At 45.2% G+C, this 16,188-nt stretch carries 15 protein-coding genes; 2 read left to right on the forward strand and 13 right to left on the reverse strand.

From position 1 onward, the window contains the following. Positions 1 to 5: 5 nt before the first annotated feature. The 6 genes from R7Z50_RS10405 to ltnD form a co-directional block, all read right to left on the reverse strand. The gene (locus R7Z50_RS10405) at positions 6 to 1,499 is read right to left on the reverse strand and encodes a GntP family permease (protein ID WP_005375369.1); all 1,494 of its coding nucleotides are present in this window, start codon (positions 1,497 to 1,499) and stop codon (positions 6 to 8) included. Further along, positions 1,499 to 2,458 (reverse strand): D-erythronate dehydrogenase, encoded by a 960-nt coding sequence (gene denD / locus R7Z50_RS10410; RefSeq protein ID WP_258481723.1) that lies wholly within the window; start codon positions 2,456 to 2,458, stop codon positions 1,499 to 1,501. Before denD ends, R7Z50_RS10405 begins: the two co-directional genes overlap by 1 nt. Before the next feature lie 61 nt (positions 2,459 to 2,519). Then, positions 2,520 to 3,296 carry a 2-oxo-tetronate isomerase gene (gene otnI, locus R7Z50_RS10415; protein WP_017635261.1) on the reverse strand — a complete coding sequence of 259 codons (777 nt, stop codon included), beginning with the start codon at positions 3,294 to 3,296 and terminating at the stop codon, positions 2,520 to 2,522. Beyond that, a complete protein-coding gene (locus R7Z50_RS10420; protein ID WP_005385078.1) occupies positions 3,296 to 3,943 on the reverse strand; it encodes an aldolase in 648 nt (215 codons plus the stop codon). The genes otnI and R7Z50_RS10420 overlap by 1 nt, the downstream gene beginning before the upstream one ends. An 11-nt stretch (positions 3,944 to 3,954) precedes the next feature. Beyond that, positions 3,955 to 5,211: a 3-oxo-tetronate kinase gene (otnK, locus tag R7Z50_RS10425; protein ID WP_206970811.1), complete on the reverse strand. Its 1,257-nt coding sequence runs from the start codon at positions 5,209 to 5,211 to the stop codon at positions 3,955 to 3,957. 25 nt (positions 5,212 to 5,236) lie between these two features. Then, the gene (gene ltnD / locus R7Z50_RS10430; protein ID WP_318149061.1) at positions 5,237 to 6,145 is read right to left on the reverse strand and encodes an L-threonate dehydrogenase; all 909 of its coding nucleotides are present in this window, start codon (positions 6,143 to 6,145) and stop codon (positions 5,237 to 5,239) included. Between the two features lie 274 nt (positions 6,146 to 6,419). On the opposite strand from ltnD, the gene R7Z50_RS10435 reads away from it, so the two are divergent. Continuing rightward, positions 6,420 to 7,178 carry a DeoR/GlpR family DNA-binding transcription regulator gene (locus tag R7Z50_RS10435; RefSeq protein ID WP_005375354.1) on the forward strand — a complete coding sequence of 253 codons (759 nt, stop codon included), beginning with the start codon at positions 6,420 to 6,422 and terminating at the stop codon, positions 7,176 to 7,178. Between the two features lie 177 nt (positions 7,179 to 7,355). Here the strand turns inward: R7Z50_RS10435 and R7Z50_RS10440 are convergent, their stop codons facing one another. The 6 genes from R7Z50_RS10440 to ppiC form a co-directional block, all read right to left on the reverse strand. Continuing rightward, positions 7,356 to 9,110 carry an ABC transporter permease subunit gene (locus tag R7Z50_RS10440; protein ID WP_372052375.1) on the reverse strand — a complete coding sequence of 585 codons (1,755 nt, stop codon included), beginning with the start codon at positions 9,108 to 9,110 and terminating at the stop codon, positions 7,356 to 7,358. Positions 9,111 to 9,114: 4 nt separating this feature from the next. Next, positions 9,115 to 10,629: an ABC transporter substrate-binding protein gene (locus R7Z50_RS10445; RefSeq protein ID WP_054578660.1), complete on the reverse strand. Its 1,515-nt coding sequence runs from the start codon at positions 10,627 to 10,629 to the stop codon at positions 9,115 to 9,117. Continuing rightward, positions 10,619 to 11,467, reverse strand: coding sequence for a dipeptide/oligopeptide/nickel ABC transporter ATP-binding protein (locus R7Z50_RS10450; RefSeq protein WP_318149062.1), 849 nt, complete (start codon positions 11,465 to 11,467; stop codon positions 10,619 to 10,621). Before R7Z50_RS10450 ends, R7Z50_RS10445 begins: the two co-directional genes overlap by 11 nt. Before the next feature lie 20 nt (positions 11,468 to 11,487). Continuing rightward, positions 11,488 to 12,249: an ATP-binding cassette domain-containing protein gene (locus R7Z50_RS10455; protein ID WP_225455758.1), complete on the reverse strand. Its 762-nt coding sequence runs from the start codon at positions 12,247 to 12,249 to the stop codon at positions 11,488 to 11,490. Between the two features lie 172 nt (positions 12,250 to 12,421). Continuing rightward, positions 12,422 to 13,726, reverse strand: coding sequence for an MATE family efflux transporter (locus R7Z50_RS10460; protein WP_225455759.1), 1,305 nt, complete (start codon positions 13,724 to 13,726; stop codon positions 12,422 to 12,424). 343 nt (positions 13,727 to 14,069) lie between these two features. Then, positions 14,070 to 14,411 (reverse strand): peptidylprolyl isomerase PpiC, encoded by a 342-nt coding sequence (ppiC, locus tag R7Z50_RS10465; protein WP_080276970.1) that lies wholly within the window; start codon positions 14,409 to 14,411, stop codon positions 14,070 to 14,072. A 215-nt stretch (positions 14,412 to 14,626) separates the two neighbouring features. Between ppiC and R7Z50_RS10470 the strand changes: the two genes are divergently transcribed. Further along, positions 14,627 to 15,541, forward strand: a complete 915-nt coding sequence (locus tag R7Z50_RS10470) for a chemotaxis protein (protein ID WP_033906782.1) — start codon at positions 14,627 to 14,629, stop codon at positions 15,539 to 15,541. A gap of 80 nt (positions 15,542 to 15,621) precedes the next feature. Here R7Z50_RS10470 and R7Z50_RS10475 read toward each other — a convergent pair whose 3' ends face one another. After that, complete coding sequence (locus tag R7Z50_RS10475) at positions 15,622 to 16,158, reverse strand: ATP:cob(I)alamin adenosyltransferase (RefSeq protein ID WP_033906781.1); 537 nt, start codon at positions 16,156 to 16,158, stop codon at positions 15,622 to 15,624. Positions 16,159 to 16,188 lie beyond the last annotated feature (30 nt).

The raw sequence follows: 16,188 nt of genomic DNA on the forward strand, positions 1-16,188 counted from the left end.
AACCTTTATACCTCTTGTAATTCGACGTGCTTAGCGCTGTAAGATTTTGTAAATGCAACACACCCCAAAAGTACAGCAAGTGGTAACACAGGATCAAAGATTGAACCATGAGATCCGAAGAATAAGTTAAGAATCATGACTAATGAACCACCAATAGCCCAAGCAATTGTTGTTGGAATAGTCCAAATAATGAGTTGTTTCTTAACCTCAGTCACCCCCATTAATCGATTAACAATATGGAATAGCGAGTCATTAAAGTAGCCAGCAAATAGAGATCCCATCGTAGCTGCCGTCGCTGCGAATAAAAGGTTAACGTCAGGAATATTTACTAAAACTGGGGCAGATATAGAAGCAGCGGTTATCATGGAGACTGTACCAGAGCCCTGAATAATACGAACTAACGTCGCAATAATAAATGGAATCATAACCGCAGAAATAGGAAGCCCTGCAACTTGGTTAGCAATCTCTGCGCCCGCACCCGTTTCACGCAATACGGCACCTAACGCGCCACCAGCTCCTGTTACTAACAAAATGATGCCACAAGTGGAGATTCCTTGTTCCATCTTTTCATTCGCTTCTTCTTTGGTAAGGTTATTACCCAATGTGTAAACCGCTAATAACGTCGCTATTGATAGTGCAATAGTAGGGCTGCCGATAAAAGCGATAAATTGACCAAATGTTGTTGCAGTCAGCCCTTCGAAACCGAAAGTCCCCTCTAATAAACCCATCACTGATTTCGCAAGTATAAGTAAAATAGGGATAATAATTGGAGCGATAGATTTACTTAAAGATGGTAGGTCTTTCGCTTCTTTACTTGCAATGTACTCTTTGTGATCATTAATCAGTTGCTCACTAGACTTCGAGAAATGTTCGGTTGGAATGAATTCAGGAAACTGCTTTTCTAACCATCTTGCATACCAAACAATACCCATGACACAAGGCGCTGCGATCATCAAACCAAAACCTAACATGCTGGCAAGATCGACACCAAAGATACCAGCAACGCCCAAAGGCCCTGGAGTCGGCGGAATAGCGTGATGCGCTACGACCAAGCCGCCCGCCAGAGCAACCGTAAGCGTTAAAATCGAGCGATTGGACGTTTTTGACAAAGACTTCGCAATTGGATAAAGAATGATAAGCGCGCTATCCACAAAGATTGGGATGCTAACAATATAGCCAGTTACAGCAAGAGCGGCCTCTTCTTTCTTTTTTCCTAACCACTTTATAAAATTATAGGCAATACTTTCTCCTGCTCCAGAAGCCTCTAAAATAGCCCCCATCATAACGCCGAGACCGATGACAATCCCTATACCGCCTAATGTTCCACCAAATCCTTTGCTAACGGTCGCAATCGTGTCGTCAACACTTAACCCACCAATAATACCTGCGATACATGCCGCAATTAACATCGCAATTAACACATGTACTTTTGTACGTAATACAAGAAAAACAAGGACTGATACGGCTACTATTAGTCCAATTACTGAGGTTGGTAACATTAGACAATCTCCATATTGTTAACAGAAATAAATTGTTGTAATACATCCTTGAAATTACTGTCTGATTTAAATCCAAGCTCCAGTTCTTTAGTACAATCAATTTTTTGTGGCCAACTACTCACAATACGATCAATACCCGCATCATGCTCATAGGTAATATAATTAGAAAGTTGTTTACCCATTAGAGTGTCCATTGTTTGAATCATCTCAGCTGGTGTAGTTTGAATACCAGGTAAATTAAGCGTTCTATAGGACAGATTATTTAACTGCTCATAAGGCATTAGCCCTGCATATTGAATATTGTCCACCACTCTAGACGGGCTCGATATCCAAAGTTTTAGCGTAGGGTCTACAGGACAATTTGATTCTTGAGCATTCAAAGGCTCACGAATAATTCCGCTTACGAAAGAGCTAGCGGCAAGGTTTGGTTTCCCAGGGCGAATACAAATAGTCGGTAAACGTACGGATATAGCTTTAACAAAGCCTTTACGGGCATAGTCGTTCACCAATAACTCACCTATAGCTTTTTGCGTCCCGTAGGATGACTGAGGATGAAGTGCTGTTATTGGTGTAATCGTTTCCGGAAGATCACCACCAAATACAGCTAAAGATGAAGCAAACGTAAAACGAATATTAGGGTTTACTTTACGGCAACGCTCAAGCAATAACTGTGTGGTCGTCAGGTTTACAGCTACGCCTAAATCAAAATCTTGCTCAGCATGGCTCGATACAATTGCCGCTAAATGAAAAATGTGTGTCGTTTCGGCAGTAATAACTTGGTCTATATTTTCTCGCTTTGTCATATCCATGACTAAAGAAACGACTCGGTCATCAATGCCCTCTAAGCGCGACTTTTGAATGTCGACAATAGTAATACTTTCAGCTTTGTTTTCTTTTAGTAGTGATTTGGCAAGTAGGGTTCCGAGAAAACCCGCCCCTCCAGTTATGATAATATTCATAGTCACGACCCTTTGTTTTTGTAATTGGTTTCAAGTTATTTATGGATAGAAATTAAAATTGTTATAGGTATGGTTTAACCCAACTAAGGCCCAGCTGCGTGCTATGCCTTGGGTTGTATTCACAACCGATCCAGCCTTGGTAACCAGAGTCATCCAAAACATTGAATAGGTGTGGGTAATTCAGTTCGCCTTCCGATGGTTCGTGCCTTTCAGGCACAGAAGCAATTTGAATATGGCCTGTGTATGGCGCCACATCGCGAATCAACGTACTCAGATCACCGTCCATAATTTGTGCGTGATAGAGATCGAGCTGCAATTTCACGTTTGGACGAGCCACTTGTTTGATGAGTTCCACCGCTTCACGTTGATGTGCAACAAAGTAGTTCGGTACATCGCGATTGTTGAGTGGCTCAATCATCAGCTCAACACCTTGTTCGGCAAACTTATCCGCTGCATAACGAATGTTTGAGATAAAGGTTTCAATATGCTGATCACGAGTGAAGCGAGAATCAACAATGCCAGACATAGCGTGAACCTTTTTACAGTTCAGTGCCTTGGCGTACATCAGAGCAGTCTCGACGCTCGTTTTAAATTCATCCTCACGCCCCGGAATAGCTGCAAAACCTCGTTCACCTGCATCCCAATCACCTGGAGGCATGTTGAATAACGCTTGCTCAAAACCAAACTGCTGTATCTTGCTTGCTAGTTTTTGCGCTTCGAATGCGTATGGGAAAAGGTATTCCACCGCTTTGAAGCCCGCTTGGTGTGCTTTTTCGAAACGATCTAGAAAAGGAACTTCTGTGAATAACATTGTCAGATTTGCCGCGAATTTAGCCATTACTTACCTCTCCCTTTTAGGTCTTGAATCTCAGTATCCGTTAAGTAGCGGATGTTGCTGTCTTTAAGAATGAACGCTAGCTTCGCTGTCTCTTCTAGCTCTTCTGCGTTATCCACTGCATCTTCAAAGTCCGTACCCGTGATCACTGGACCATGGTTCGCCAGGAGGAAAGCTCGGTAGTCACTTGCCCGCTGCGCAAGTTCTTCAGCAATCTGAGGGTCGCCCGGGCGCAGGTACGGAATCACTGGCAGTTCGCCAATGCGCATTACAAAGTAAGGTGTGAAAGCTTTGATGGCATTCTCGCGATCTAAACCTTCAAGACAAGAAAGCGCCGTCAAGTAAGTAGAATGTAGATGCACAATCGCATTACACTTTGAGTTATTTCGATAAATCGCCAGATGAAAAGCCACTTCTTTTGATGGCTTTTCACCAGAGATATGGTTGCCATCAATATCCACAACCGAAAGCTCTTCAGCAATCAAGCGGCCGAACGAAGAACCAGTTGGCGTTGCCAGAAAGTGTCCATTAGGCAGTTTTAGAGAAAGGTTGCCAGCGCCGCCAGTCGCATAGCCACGTTCAAACATAGAGCGCGCCATAGTGACCATTTGCTCTCGCAGTTGTTGTTCTGTCATCAATTCTTTATTCATCACAACCTCACCTATTCAAAAAACGACTGTGCTTTGGCAAAGAAGTGTTCATCGCCGAAGTTGCCCGATTTCAGAGCCAAAGAAAGCTCGCCTTCAAGTGACTTCACCCAAGGTACACCTGGTGCGATTTGAGGACCGATATGAAAACCTTTTACGGCTAGGCTTTGGGTTACAACCCCTGAGGTTTCCCCACCCGCAACGATGAAATTTTTCACACCGTGCTGCTGAAGTTTGATTGCAAGTTGGCTAAAGAATTGTTCAACCGCGTGACTTGAAGCATGCGCGCCAAACTCTTGTTGAATCGCTTTTAACGCCGCTGCATCTGCGGTTGCGTAAACCAGTGGTGCGAACTCGCTTTCGATGTTGGTCATGACCCAATCAAACACTTGATTTAAGTAATCTTCTTCCGTCAGACACGCCTTCACATCAATAGCAAAGTGTGGCGCTTTTTCTTTGTAAACAGCGACCTGTTGGTTGGTCATGACAGAACAAGATCCAGATAACACAACGGTTGGTGCCTTTTTAGGGTTCCCCTCTTGCTTCGCATCACTTTGATCTTCAAGGTTCTCTATCCAGTTCTTAGCAATACCCGCAGCCAAACCAGAACCACCAGTTACCAGTTTTAGAGACTTCGCCGCTTGGCCAAGTGTGACAAGATGCTCTGCATTGAATGCATCAACCACTGCATAGCGGTTACCTTGTACTTTTAGCTCTTCAAAGCGCTCAATTACCGCTTTTGGACCTTGTTCAATTATTTGGAAGTTTACCAGGCCAGATTTGCCTTGAGATTGAGCATCCATCATACGAACTAGGCTTGAATCAGTCATTGGTGTCACAGGGTGATTACGCATACCTGAGTCGCTTAGCAAGTCTTGGAATACAAATAGATGGCCGTTGTAAACTGTGCGACCATTCACTGGTAATGATGGGCATACAATGGTGAACGCTTCACCTAGCTCTGCAAGCAGTGCATCCGTTACAGGACCAATGTTACCTTCTGCTGTGCTGTCAAACGTTGAGCAGTACTTGAAGTAAAACTGCTGACAGCCATTTGCTTGCAGCCACTTAAGCGCAGCTACTGAATCCTCGATTGCCTCATCTACAGGACAAGAGCGAGATTTAAGACTGATCACGACCGCATCTGCATTTACATCAATCTCTTCTTTTGGAATATCGTTAAGCTGAACTGTGCGCATGCCGTTTTCTACAAGAAAACCTGCGATGTCTGTTGCGCCAGTAAAGTCGTCTGCGATAACGCCTAATAACATCATTTTTTCTCCGTTTTACGTGCGCTTACTTCTGTTTGTTTTCTACACCTGGAAGCTCAATACCATCAAAAATCTTGATAACGGCACTGTCGTCTTCCTGGCCAAAACCAGCATTGCTTGCACTCAAAAACATGTTTAGTGCTGTGCTTGATAGAGGAAGTGGAAATTTGAGATCTTTTGCTGTGTCCGATACGAGGTTTAGATCTTTCACAAAGATGTCGACCATAGATTTAGGGGAGTAGTCACCATCAACTACATGCTTCATGCGGTTCTCAAACATCCAAGAGTTACCCGCTGCATTCGTCACCACGTCGTACATCAGGTCAAGAGGAATGTTTGCACGTGCCGCTAATGCCATTGCTTCAGCACCAGCTGCGATATGAACACCTGCTAGCAATTGGTGGATAATCTTCACAGTTGCGCCTAGGCCAATCGCTTCACCGATGTTGTAGACCTTAGCTGCCGTTGCGTTGAGTACTGGTTCAAGTGCATCAAATGTGCTTTGCGCTCCCGACGCCATAATAGTCATCTCACCTGATTCTGCTTTTGCAGCACCACCAGATACCGGTGCATCAAGCATCACAAGGTTGTGTTCTGCCAATTTCGCTTCAATTTGTTTTGCGTCTTCTGCTGAGATGGTTGCTGAAACCATTACTGGCGTATTCGGCTTAAGCACTTTAGCAAGACCGGTTTTGAACAAGACCGTGTTAACTTGAGCTGCGTTCACAACAAGAACTAGAACCGAATCAAGCTTATCTGCAAACTCAACTGCATTTGTAGAAACAGCTTTTGCACCGAATGAACCTAACTCTTCAAGCGCTTGAGAATTTAAATCGAAACCATAGACATCTAGGCCTGTACGCACACATGACTTTGCGGCGCCCATTCCCATAGAGCCTAAACCGATAACACCTACAGATTGAACTTCACTCATAAAAACAATGCCTTCTGGTCTATTAAACTTTGTTAACTCTTGTTTGGTTGATGTGATTATATGTGAAGATTAATACTAAGACCTCGCTTTTAATCACATTTTTTCACACAAATTAACAATGTCGTGATATATACCTCTTTATGGGCAGAGATATTCCGAGCAGTTAACACAAGCGAAGGCTGTTCTTACAACGTTGAGAACATAATTCACAGATATTCACAACAAATGAAAAGATTGGTAGGATACTGAAAAACAAGAATATAGAAGTGAAACTATGATCCCAGCAGAACGTCAAAGAACCATATTATCCCTGTTATCACATCAAGAAGTGTTAAGCATTTCAGATTTAACCGACCACCTTGGCGTATCACATATGACCATTCGTCGTGATATCGTGAAGCTTGAATCCTCAGGTAAAGTCGTTTCTGTTTCTGGTGGAGTGCAACTCGCTCAAGCTCTACATTCCGAACTTTCCCATGATGCGAAGGTCGAGCAACAAGCGGATGAAAAAATTCAAATTGGTAAGCTGGCGGCTACGTTAATTGGTCAAGACGCTACGATTTACTTGGATGCGGGAACAACCTCTCTAGAAATCGCCCATCAAATAGCAAATCGTAATGATCTTTTAGTGATCACCAATGACTTCTCTATTGCTGCTTTCCTTATGACGCACAGTGAATGTGAGCTTTACCACACTGGGGGAAAAATTGACCGCGAGAACCAATCCACCATTGGAGGAAAAGTCGCAGAGTTCTTGAATGGGCTAAATATTGATATCGCCTTTATTTCGACTTCATCTTGGAGCTTGAAAGGCTTATCAACACCTAATGAAAATAAAGTTCTCGTTAAAAAAGCAATCATCAAGGCGGCACAAACCAATTATCTGATCTCAGACTCAACTAAATACGGTCAGATAGCGAGCTTTCATGCATTAGACATCGAGCAATTGGACGGAATTATTACCGATCGAAACCTATCCGAAGTGGTCACTCAAGAATTAACGGATAAAGGATTACGTGTGTATAAAGAGTAACACTACCTAAACATCTGAGTTCGCGTAACTTTTATACTCGTTAATTTATAGGTGCTTCCAATATATATAGACCGTGCTGTGTACTTTCTGGCAGAAAACACATCCTTTTGTTTTCTAAATTACCAAATTACTGATTACATCTGGATATGGAAGCTCACTTCGCTTTATCGCTGCTCGTCACTTGTCATCAAAAATCAAATTCACCGCAATTGCCATCAAAACTAAACCTGAGATTGGCAGCAAGACGCCCAATGGTGAGCGCTCGATATAAGGCAAGTTTTCCGCAATCAATAAACCCCACTCAGGTTCTGGTGGCTTAACGCCAAGTCCGATAAAACTCAGAGAAGTCAGGCTAAGCGTAATGTATGGCAAACGGAGAAACGCGTGACGAATCAATGGCGGTAGTACGTAAGGCAACAAGTAGTAACGGAGTACTCGCCACTGACTGGTTCCCCAAATGGGCGCAAGATGCGTGTAAGGCTGCGCTTTGGCTTCCATCAACAAACTTGCACAGTGCGCTGCTAATGGTGCCCATGACACCATAACAATCGCAATCAAAGCGCTGTTTGGGTCCATCCCCGTTAGACCAGCAATCAGCAGACCCGCCACAATGTACGGCACACCTTTGGTGATCTCAATTAAGCCTTGGCTATAACGAGTCACGAAACCGAGCAGCAAGCCAATCACCAAACTTAGGAACGTCGCGATGATGCCCATTTTGATTGTCGACATCATACCGCCGCCAACGCGAGCAAGCAGATCTCGCCCGACCGCATCGGCACCAAACGGGGCAGCTAAGCTTGGCGATTCAAGGCGGGTAAATTGGATGGTGTAAGGATCGCGCATTAACGCCCATCCAGCACAACCAATCAGCAAGACAAAGATTGTGGCACTGACGATACGTTTGGTGGTGCTTTGGGTAAAACGGAACGTGCTGTGACTGCTGATCAACTTGCCACTTGTGACACTGTGCCCGAGTAACCAGCGTTGCAATAAAATACTCGCACTGCTGATCAACATCGAGAACACCAGTAACACCAACAAGCCACCTTGCAGCATCGGCAGATCTTGTGACTTCGCTGCACCTAAGATTAGTCGTCCGATGCCCGGAATGGAAAACACTTGTTCCACAGCAACCGCGCCGCCGGTTAAACCAATCACCGTCATTGCGATTTGAGGAATCAAGTTACTAACGGCACGCCACAAGGCAAAGCGTAAGATCTGAAACTTACTGACGTTTGCCGATAGCCAAGTGATCACCCAAGGCTCATCTAATACTCGCTTGAGGCTGTCATTGAGCAAGCGCCCGAACAAACCAGCAGCAGGCAATGCCATTGCCAAACTTGGTAGCCAGAGGTTTTGCACGCCTTGCCAACCATAAGGTGGGAACCAACCCAACCAAATGGAAAATACCATGATCAGCAATGAAGCAATCACGTATTCCGGCAATGAGACCAACACCGAACTGAGCGTGTCGTGATGCTTGTCTAAACGATTCTGTTGCCAACGACGCACGGTGTAAAGCACGCTCGCCATGCACATTACAAATGCTATACCTAACGCTGTAAGCATCAGTAATAGTGACGTTTTTGCGGTTTGTTGAACGCTCTCCATGACGGACGCCCCGCTCACCCAAGAGACACCTAAGTCACCTTGCATGGCAAGCGTCAACCAATCCCACAGTCGCTCAGCAGCGCTGCGGTCAAGTTGAAGATCTTCTCGAATGGCTTGCAGAGCTTCTGCCGTCAGCAATTGTTGAGCACCCGCACGGGCACGGAGGATTGATTGGCTTGGGTCGATACCGGCAATATCCGGCATCAAACCCACCAGCACAACCACTACCCCGAGTGACAGGAAGCGCGACAAAAAACGCGTAAACCATTCAGGCATACAAGCGCTCCAACGAGAGCGCATGTTGGCAACAGACGACATCGAGTTAGTTCACCTCAGTAAACTGGTCGATCAGGCGACGCTCACGTGGGTCACGTTGTGCGTTCTTCACGCGGTCACTCTCACCTTGGATTACACGCTCGTGAAGCAGTGGAATCACAGCGTATTGCTCAAGGATTTTGCTTTCTGCTTCGATGATCGCTTGTTGGCGTTTCTCACCCAATGGTTGACGGTCAGCGTGTTTCAATGCTGCGTCCACTTCTTCAGAGCAGAACTGACCTAGGTTGTAAGAACCTTTACAGCTAAAGTCACTTTGCATGTACGCCACTGGGTCACCAGAATCCAGCACCGTTGCACGTGACAACAAGAACGCATCGAACTTACCTGCTAGTGCATCGTTTTCGATTTGTGCGTATTCACGAACGTCTAGCTCAACCACAAAGCCAGCCGCTTCAAGTTGTTGCTTTAGCAGCACCGCTACTTCTGGCAACTCAGCACGGTCGGTAAATGTACCGATGGTGATCTTCTCACCGTTCGCGTGGCGCATTTCCATGGTTTCCATACGAGGGTTCGCATCACGAATTGGTTGAGCCCATGCCAATGCTGGACCTAACAGACCTTTCGCTGAATCGGCGTGGTTCTCGTAAACCGTTTTGATGATTTGCTCACGGTTAACCGCTTGAGCCGCTGCTTTACGCAAACCGAACTGGCTAAACACATCTGATTTGTTGTTTAGGTAAAGCGTGTTGGTACGTGGCATTGCAACTTCGTGCAGCTGTGAAGATTCCATCATCGCGATTTGCGAAACAGGAACCGCTTCAACTACATCCGCCTCACCGGTACGTAGTGCCGCAGCACGAGCAAAACCGTTTGGTACGTATTCAGCAAAGATACTGTCTACTTTTGCTTTTTCGCCCCAGTAACCGTCAAAACGCTTCAGTTTCGCGCTGGTTGTACCGTTAATTTCTGTCAGAACGAATGGACCCGTACCCGCATTGATTGGCACAACACGACCGTTTTCTTGATATGCAGCACCAGAAAGGATCGCTAACTGTGGGCTAGATAGACGGCTTGGCAACAATGGATCGTTAAAGGTCGTTTTGATTTCAACAGTGAAGTCGTCCAATGCGCGAACTTGCCATTCGATACCATCCAAAATGCGTGGCTTTGGTGCGGCATCTAATGCTTTTTGTAGAGAGTTCACAACCGCGTTGGCATCAAGGTCAGAACCATCGTGGAATTCCACGCCCTTACGTACCGTAAATTGCCACGTCATCGGATCAACTTGTTCCCACTCTGTTGCCAGCATAGGCTCTGCTACCGACTGATCGTTTAAGTTCACTAGCGTTTCTGCTGTGCTCCAACGTGACAGTTTGAACGCGTCATCTGAAAGTGGTGACAAACCTGTGCGTGGTGGTTGCATCATCGCAACGCGAATTTCCGCTGCTTGCGGTGCAGCTGCTTTTTCCGCTTCTGGCTTGCTTTCGCCAGAGTCAAAACAACCCGTCAGCAGTGCGCTTAAAGCCAGCGACAAAGCTAACTTGGGAGTACTAAGGTGCATAAGAAACCTCTCCAATGGTTTTTGTGAATTCATTACTTTTGTGTTGAGCGCTCATCAAGGCTCTCGTGATCAAGTGTGATGGGTTATTTGTCACGTTCTGTGCTGTGCCGTGCTCGACAACACGTCCTTTGTCTAACACTAGGATTTCATCGCATAGGGTTTGTGCCGCATCGAGGTCATGCGTCACCAAAATCAGGCGCATCTGACGACTCTTTTGAATGCCTGCCAACAGGTCAAGAACCTGTTTACGACTGACGGGGTCTAGGCTGCTGGTTGGCTCATCGGCAACCAACACACAAGGCTCGACAATCAAAGCTCTAGCGATAGCCACACGTTGGGCTTGCCCAACTGATAATTGCTGCGGGTTACGATCTAACAATGTGAGATCTAAACCGACATCCGCCAAAACCTTTTCCACCTTCTCGTTAAGCTCTTGCGTTAAACCAATATTGCTTAGCGGCTCCAGTAAGATCTGGCGAACGGTGTAGTACGGATTCAAGCTCGATTGCGGCTCTTGTGGGATCAGCTGAATGTGCTGACACAACTCTTGTCGCTGCTTAGCCGAGCTACGCGATAACGGATAACCACACACATACACTTCACCAGATTTGGGTTTACGAAGACCAAACAGAAGCTCAATCAAAGTCGATTTACCCGCACCAGAAGGACCAACAATCGCAATGTTCTTTGTGTCGATGGCAAGATCCAATTGTTCGAGCGCTTTGAACGGTTTGCCCCCTAACCAACTTGGTTTGGAGTAATAGTGAACACTGGCTTGCTCAAAGCGAACTTCCGCCGATTTAGGCTGTGTGTGCCCGCTCAAGTTGTGCTTAGTCAAAATAGGCTCCAGAGATGAGGTTAAGGCAGCAGTTGCGCAAGTTGTTTGCAGAAAGGATGCGAACTTTGCTGAATGGCTTGCCACGGTGCGCCATAAGCCACCATGGTGTTGTCCGCAATCACCAAGACTTTGTCACACGCCAAAGCCGCAGACAGATCGTGCGTGATCAACAAACCACTGATGCTGCGTTGCTGAACACTGCAGCGGAACAACTCAAGGATCTCCGCTTCGGTGATTGGATCGAGCGCACTGGTGGGCTCATCAGCGATGATCAAGTTGGCACTACCAAGCAATGCAATGGCAATACAAATACGCTGACGTTGACCACCAGATAGCTGACTTGGATGCTGCGCTAATGCTGCTTTTGGATCCGCAAATCCGAGTTGAGACAACAAGGTCGTCACCGTTTCTCGGTTTGCTGAAGACAAGCGCGTTTTGTTGCCCGTCAATGCCAAACACAGTTGTTGTTCGACAGAGGCCAATGGATTCAGTGCTTTAAGTGCATCTTGGAAAATGACCGCAGGACGCTGAGATTGACTCCGTTGCAGCATGGCAGTTTGTGCGACCTCACTGCTGTTAAGCTGGATACTTCCGTCTACCCAAATATCAGACGGCAAAAAACCTGCGACGGCTTTCGACAACATGGATTTACCAATGCCGGAAGGTCCCATAATGGCAAGAACTTCACCTTGAAACAGCTCAAAAGAAATGTCTTTGAAGAGTGTGCGCTCTGAGTCTGTAAGGCTGAGATTATTAACGGAGAGTATTGGTTGAGAAATCACGGCATAAAACTAAATGTAATAATATAACATCACAAATAATATCATGCGGGTTAAAGCAAGGAAACCAGTCGGAAAGGTTATTTCATCACCTTTTTCAGATTTATCAGCAAGGGCAGATGAGTCCACCCTTGTTATAAGAACATCTAAATTAGGTCGTTTGTGACAGTGTGAATTACTGACACTTTTGTTTGACTTGTTCGAGGTATGGGAACAAGAAGACAAAGCGCCCAACGTAGAACAAGGTGAATGCCAGCCACAAACCGTGATTGCCCCAATATTGCACCGCAATAAATTGAGTCACTAAGAACAACACCATGGTTAGAAAGGTAGAGTTACGTACTGGTCGCGTCGTCCCTGTGCCAGTAAAGATGCCGTAAAACGTAAGACCAAAACCAGCAACCAACGGGAATGCCAATAACCAAGGGCTCATGTCTAAGTACAACGCAACAAGGTTTGGCAAAGTGGTAAACAACGTCACCACTTGGTGTTTGAACAGCACCAACAGCAAGGTCAATACAACAATGAACGCCGCGGTCCATTGCGTGTTTAGCTTAATCACGTTATCAAGCAATGTCGGATTCTTCTGCCCTACCGCTTTACCAGCGAAGACACTCGACGCATTCGCCACACCATCAAACATGTAGCTGACGATAAAGGTCACTTGCATCATGATTGCGTTCGCCGCGAGCACATCAGAACCTAGTTGAGAGCCTACACGCGCCATCATGTTGAAGAACACCAATAGACACACAGTACGAAGCAGCAGATCCATATTGGAAGATGCGATAACTTTGAGATCTTTACGCGTCATTTTTGCGGTCTGAATGTAATCAAACAGCGGGAAGCGACAAGTTTTCAGCACCAGCACCGCACCAATAACAAACGTCGAGATTTGCGCGATAAGTGTCGCCACCGCAACACCAGCAATGCCCATATCAAAGTACAACACAAATACGATATCCAGCACGATGTTCAGAACATTACCAAACACTTGCGTGAACAAGGTTTCTTTGGCTTTCGCCTGCCCCATCAACCAACCAATCACGGTGTAGTTCAGCAGTACAAACGGCGCACCAAAGATCATGATATCGAAGTAAGTCTTAGCGTTTTCGGCCACGACTGCATCAGGGGAGATAATCAGCTCTGCCCCCATCCAAATCACGGACTGCAACGCAATGAAAATCAAGCCAAGGCAGAGCGAAAGCACGAAAGGACGCAATAAGCTACTCGCTTGATCCTCTGGGCTATTTTTACCTAATGCGATTGCACTTTGCCCGGTAGTACTGACGCGGAAGAAGCCAAACAGCCAATACAAGGTATTCATGATGACGGTGCCGATCGCTACACCACCAATCATCTCAGCCACACCGAGTTTACCGATCACCGCGGTGTCCACCGCCCCCAATAATGGTTGGGTAACAGTAGAAACGATGAAAGGAAATGCGATTTTAAAATAGTCTTTATGAGTCAGGGACATCTTAAATTATGAACAGGGTTAATTTTTATAAGGTCGCTATCATATGCGAATGGCGTCCGAACATGAACCAAAGTTCGCCAGCAAGGAATAGCATTGATAATTGATACAACCAGCAAACGTATTCTCATACCAAAGCTTGAAATAGGATAACGACTTATGAGAAAAGCCAAGTTAATTGCATATAAATGAGTTTCTAGTTTGGAAAGATTAGCGTTTGGTTGAGCATGGCAGATCAGAATGTATCTGCCATGTCATAACGGTAGTGATTGGTGAAAAGAGACCGTACAGATGATATTTAATGCTTGTGGGTTTCATCTGACAATGTTTAGGTCGATACCAAGCCTTATGTTCTGTAAAGCACCTTCACAACATGCCAACCGAACTTGGTTTTAACTAAATGCGGCGTTAACACTTCGCCAGAAAAGCACACTTTGTCGAACTGAGGTACCATTTGACCACGGCGGAATTCACCAAGGTCACCACCGCGTTTGCCTGACGGGCAAGTTGAATACTTCTTCGCTAATGTCTGAAACTTTGCGCCTTTTTTCAGTTGCTTGATTATGTCTTCCGCTTGCTCTTTGTGCTTCACAAGAATATGTAATGCGGCTGCTGTATTTGCCATTGATCTATCTCTCACTATTCTGGTCGCGCAAGTGTACCCAATCCTTTTTAACAGACCAAACATTTCTTAATAATAGCTCAGCGGTAAAGGCCCTAATACACGAGGAATATAAAATCGTCTACATAATGAGTTTAAAATACAAACAAGTTTTGCTCAGTTAATCACTATGTCTCTAAAAGATTGTCTAAAAAGCTCACATTTGTCTCTCCGATGGTTGAAGCCTTCGTCTGATAAGATTAGATTAGACACAATTCGGTGGTGTTTATAAGGTTATTTTCATGGCAAAAGTCATTAGCAAAGCGAATCAATCTCAGGGCATGTTGATGTTTAAGCTCACCCTGCAACAGAGTTTCGCTATCGGTACGCTAAAAGTCCGTGAAATCGTCCCGTACATGCCAACAACAAAGATCCCTTACTCGCATCATCACGTCATTGGAACCGTTACGATACGTAACTTAACAGTACCAGTGATCGATATGTCAGCGGCTGTTGGCTTTCGTCCTATAAGTGAAGAAGAATATAAAAGCTGCTACTTGATCGTGACAGATTGCTTGCGAACCGTGGTAGCTTTTATGGTTCGTAGTATAGAGAAGATCATTGAGTGCGATTGGAAAGCTATTGAAACGCCACCTCCGAGCGCTGGAAAAAATATTTTCGTGACTGGAATTACTCGCTACGAGGATAAAACTGTTCAAATGCTGGATGTGGAACTGCTACTTTCCAAAATTTATCCGCAGTACGAGAATTCAAAGATCCCAATGCTGACAGATATTGAGCGAGAACGCCTAAAAGCACTCAGTATTCTATTGGTGGATGACTCTTCCATCGCTCGTAAACAGCTGTGTGACGCACTCGATAGCATCAATATTGGGTATCAAATCTGTAAAAATGGTTTAGATGCATTGGAACTGATGAAAAGTGACGCTGCGGCTCATCGCCCAATTGATATTCTGGTCAGCGATATTGAAATGCCCGGATTAGACGGTTATGAATTAGCATTTGAAGTTCAGAATAATTCCTCTCTGAACCATTCATACCGCATTTTACATACATCGTTATCGAGCGAAATCTGTGTAGACAGAGCTCACCAAGTTGGCGCGCATGAGGCACTTGAGAAATTCAATGCAGGAGAACTAATCGAAGCGATGCTTCGCGGAGCAAAAGAGCTAGAAGCCAAAGCTATGACTTCTTAACTCTTATTGGACGAGTTGATTTGAGAATATAATGCAGTGCTTGTCCTATCCCTGATGCTCACATCCGCTAATTTCTCAGCTCACTTCTTTGGCATCGCGTAACTACGAGAAACGAATTCCGTCTCTTTGACTTGATGAGTATGATTAATATAAGAAGCTAGGCTGTAAAGTACATTCGCTAATAAGTTCGCGTAACGAAACAAAATAGGTGCGGGCTGCTTCTTACCTGTATGTTCAACGGCAACTAATGCTCGTACCGTTTTTTTAGCTTGGCAACGGCACAAATGCAATTGACTGGCTGCCGGGTGTCCTCCGGGTAGAACAAAGCCTTTGAAGCCACCATCAATGCGTTGCTTGAGCAAAGCATAATCGGCCTTTAACTCTTCAACTTCCGTCTCTGTAATCGCTAATTTTCCGCGAACCGAACCATTTAGATGATAAACATTAGGCTGCATTCTTGTCAGTATATCACGGCTAAACTCGTCCAACTCCATAGCGAGAACAAGGCCAATACGACTACAAAGTTCATCTGCTGTAATTTCAAAGTCACAAACCGGACTGTCCTCGTAAATAAACGGATAGCAAATCTCGCTCAATTCCTTGCTTACAGGTTTCATGCTTTTGTTCCAATATAAAAAAGGGAGTCA

This window comes from Vibrio sp. 1249-1, from assembly GCF_033340495.1.

Coding starts and splice junctions, on each gene's coding strand:
- otnK (WP_206970811.1), bottom strand. CDS start 5,211: ATGTTATTAGGCGTTATCGCAGACGACTTTACTGGCGCAACAGACATC.
- denD (WP_258481723.1), bottom strand. CDS start 2,458: ATGAATATTATCATAACTGGAGGGGCGGGTTTTCTCGGAACCCTACTT.
- otnI (WP_017635261.1), bottom strand. CDS start 3,296: ATGGCTAAATTCGCGGCAAATCTGACAATGTTATTCACAGAAGTTCCT.
- R7Z50_RS10435 (WP_005375354.1), top strand. CDS start 6,420: ATGATCCCAGCAGAACGTCAAAGAACCATATTATCCCTGTTATCACAT.
- R7Z50_RS10460 (WP_225455759.1), bottom strand. CDS start 13,726: ATGTCCCTGACTCATAAAGACTATTTTAAAATCGCATTTCCTTTCATC.
- R7Z50_RS10405 (WP_005375369.1), bottom strand. CDS start 1,499: ATGTTACCAACCTCAGTAATTGGACTAATAGTAGCCGTATCAGTCCTT.
- R7Z50_RS10445 (WP_054578660.1), bottom strand. CDS start 10,629: ATGCACCTTAGTACTCCCAAGTTAGCTTTGTCGCTGGCTTTAAGCGCA.
- R7Z50_RS10420 (WP_005385078.1), bottom strand. CDS start 3,943: ATGAATAAAGAATTGATGACAGAACAACAACTGCGAGAGCAAATGGTC.
- R7Z50_RS10440 (WP_372052375.1), bottom strand. CDS start 9,110: ATGTCGTCTGTTGCCAACATGCGCTCTCGTTGGAGCGCTTGTATGCCT.
- R7Z50_RS10475 (WP_033906781.1), bottom strand. CDS start 16,158: ATGAAACCTGTAAGCAAGGAATTGAGCGAGATTTGCTATCCGTTTATT.
- ppiC (WP_080276970.1), bottom strand. CDS start 14,411: ATGTTTGGTCTGTTAAAAAGGATTGGGTACACTTGCGCGACCAGAATA.
- ltnD (WP_318149061.1), bottom strand. CDS start 6,145: ATGAGTGAAGTTCAATCTGTAGGTGTTATCGGTTTAGGCTCTATGGGA.
- R7Z50_RS10470 (WP_033906782.1), top strand. CDS start 14,627: ATGGCAAAAGTCATTAGCAAAGCGAATCAATCTCAGGGCATGTTGATG.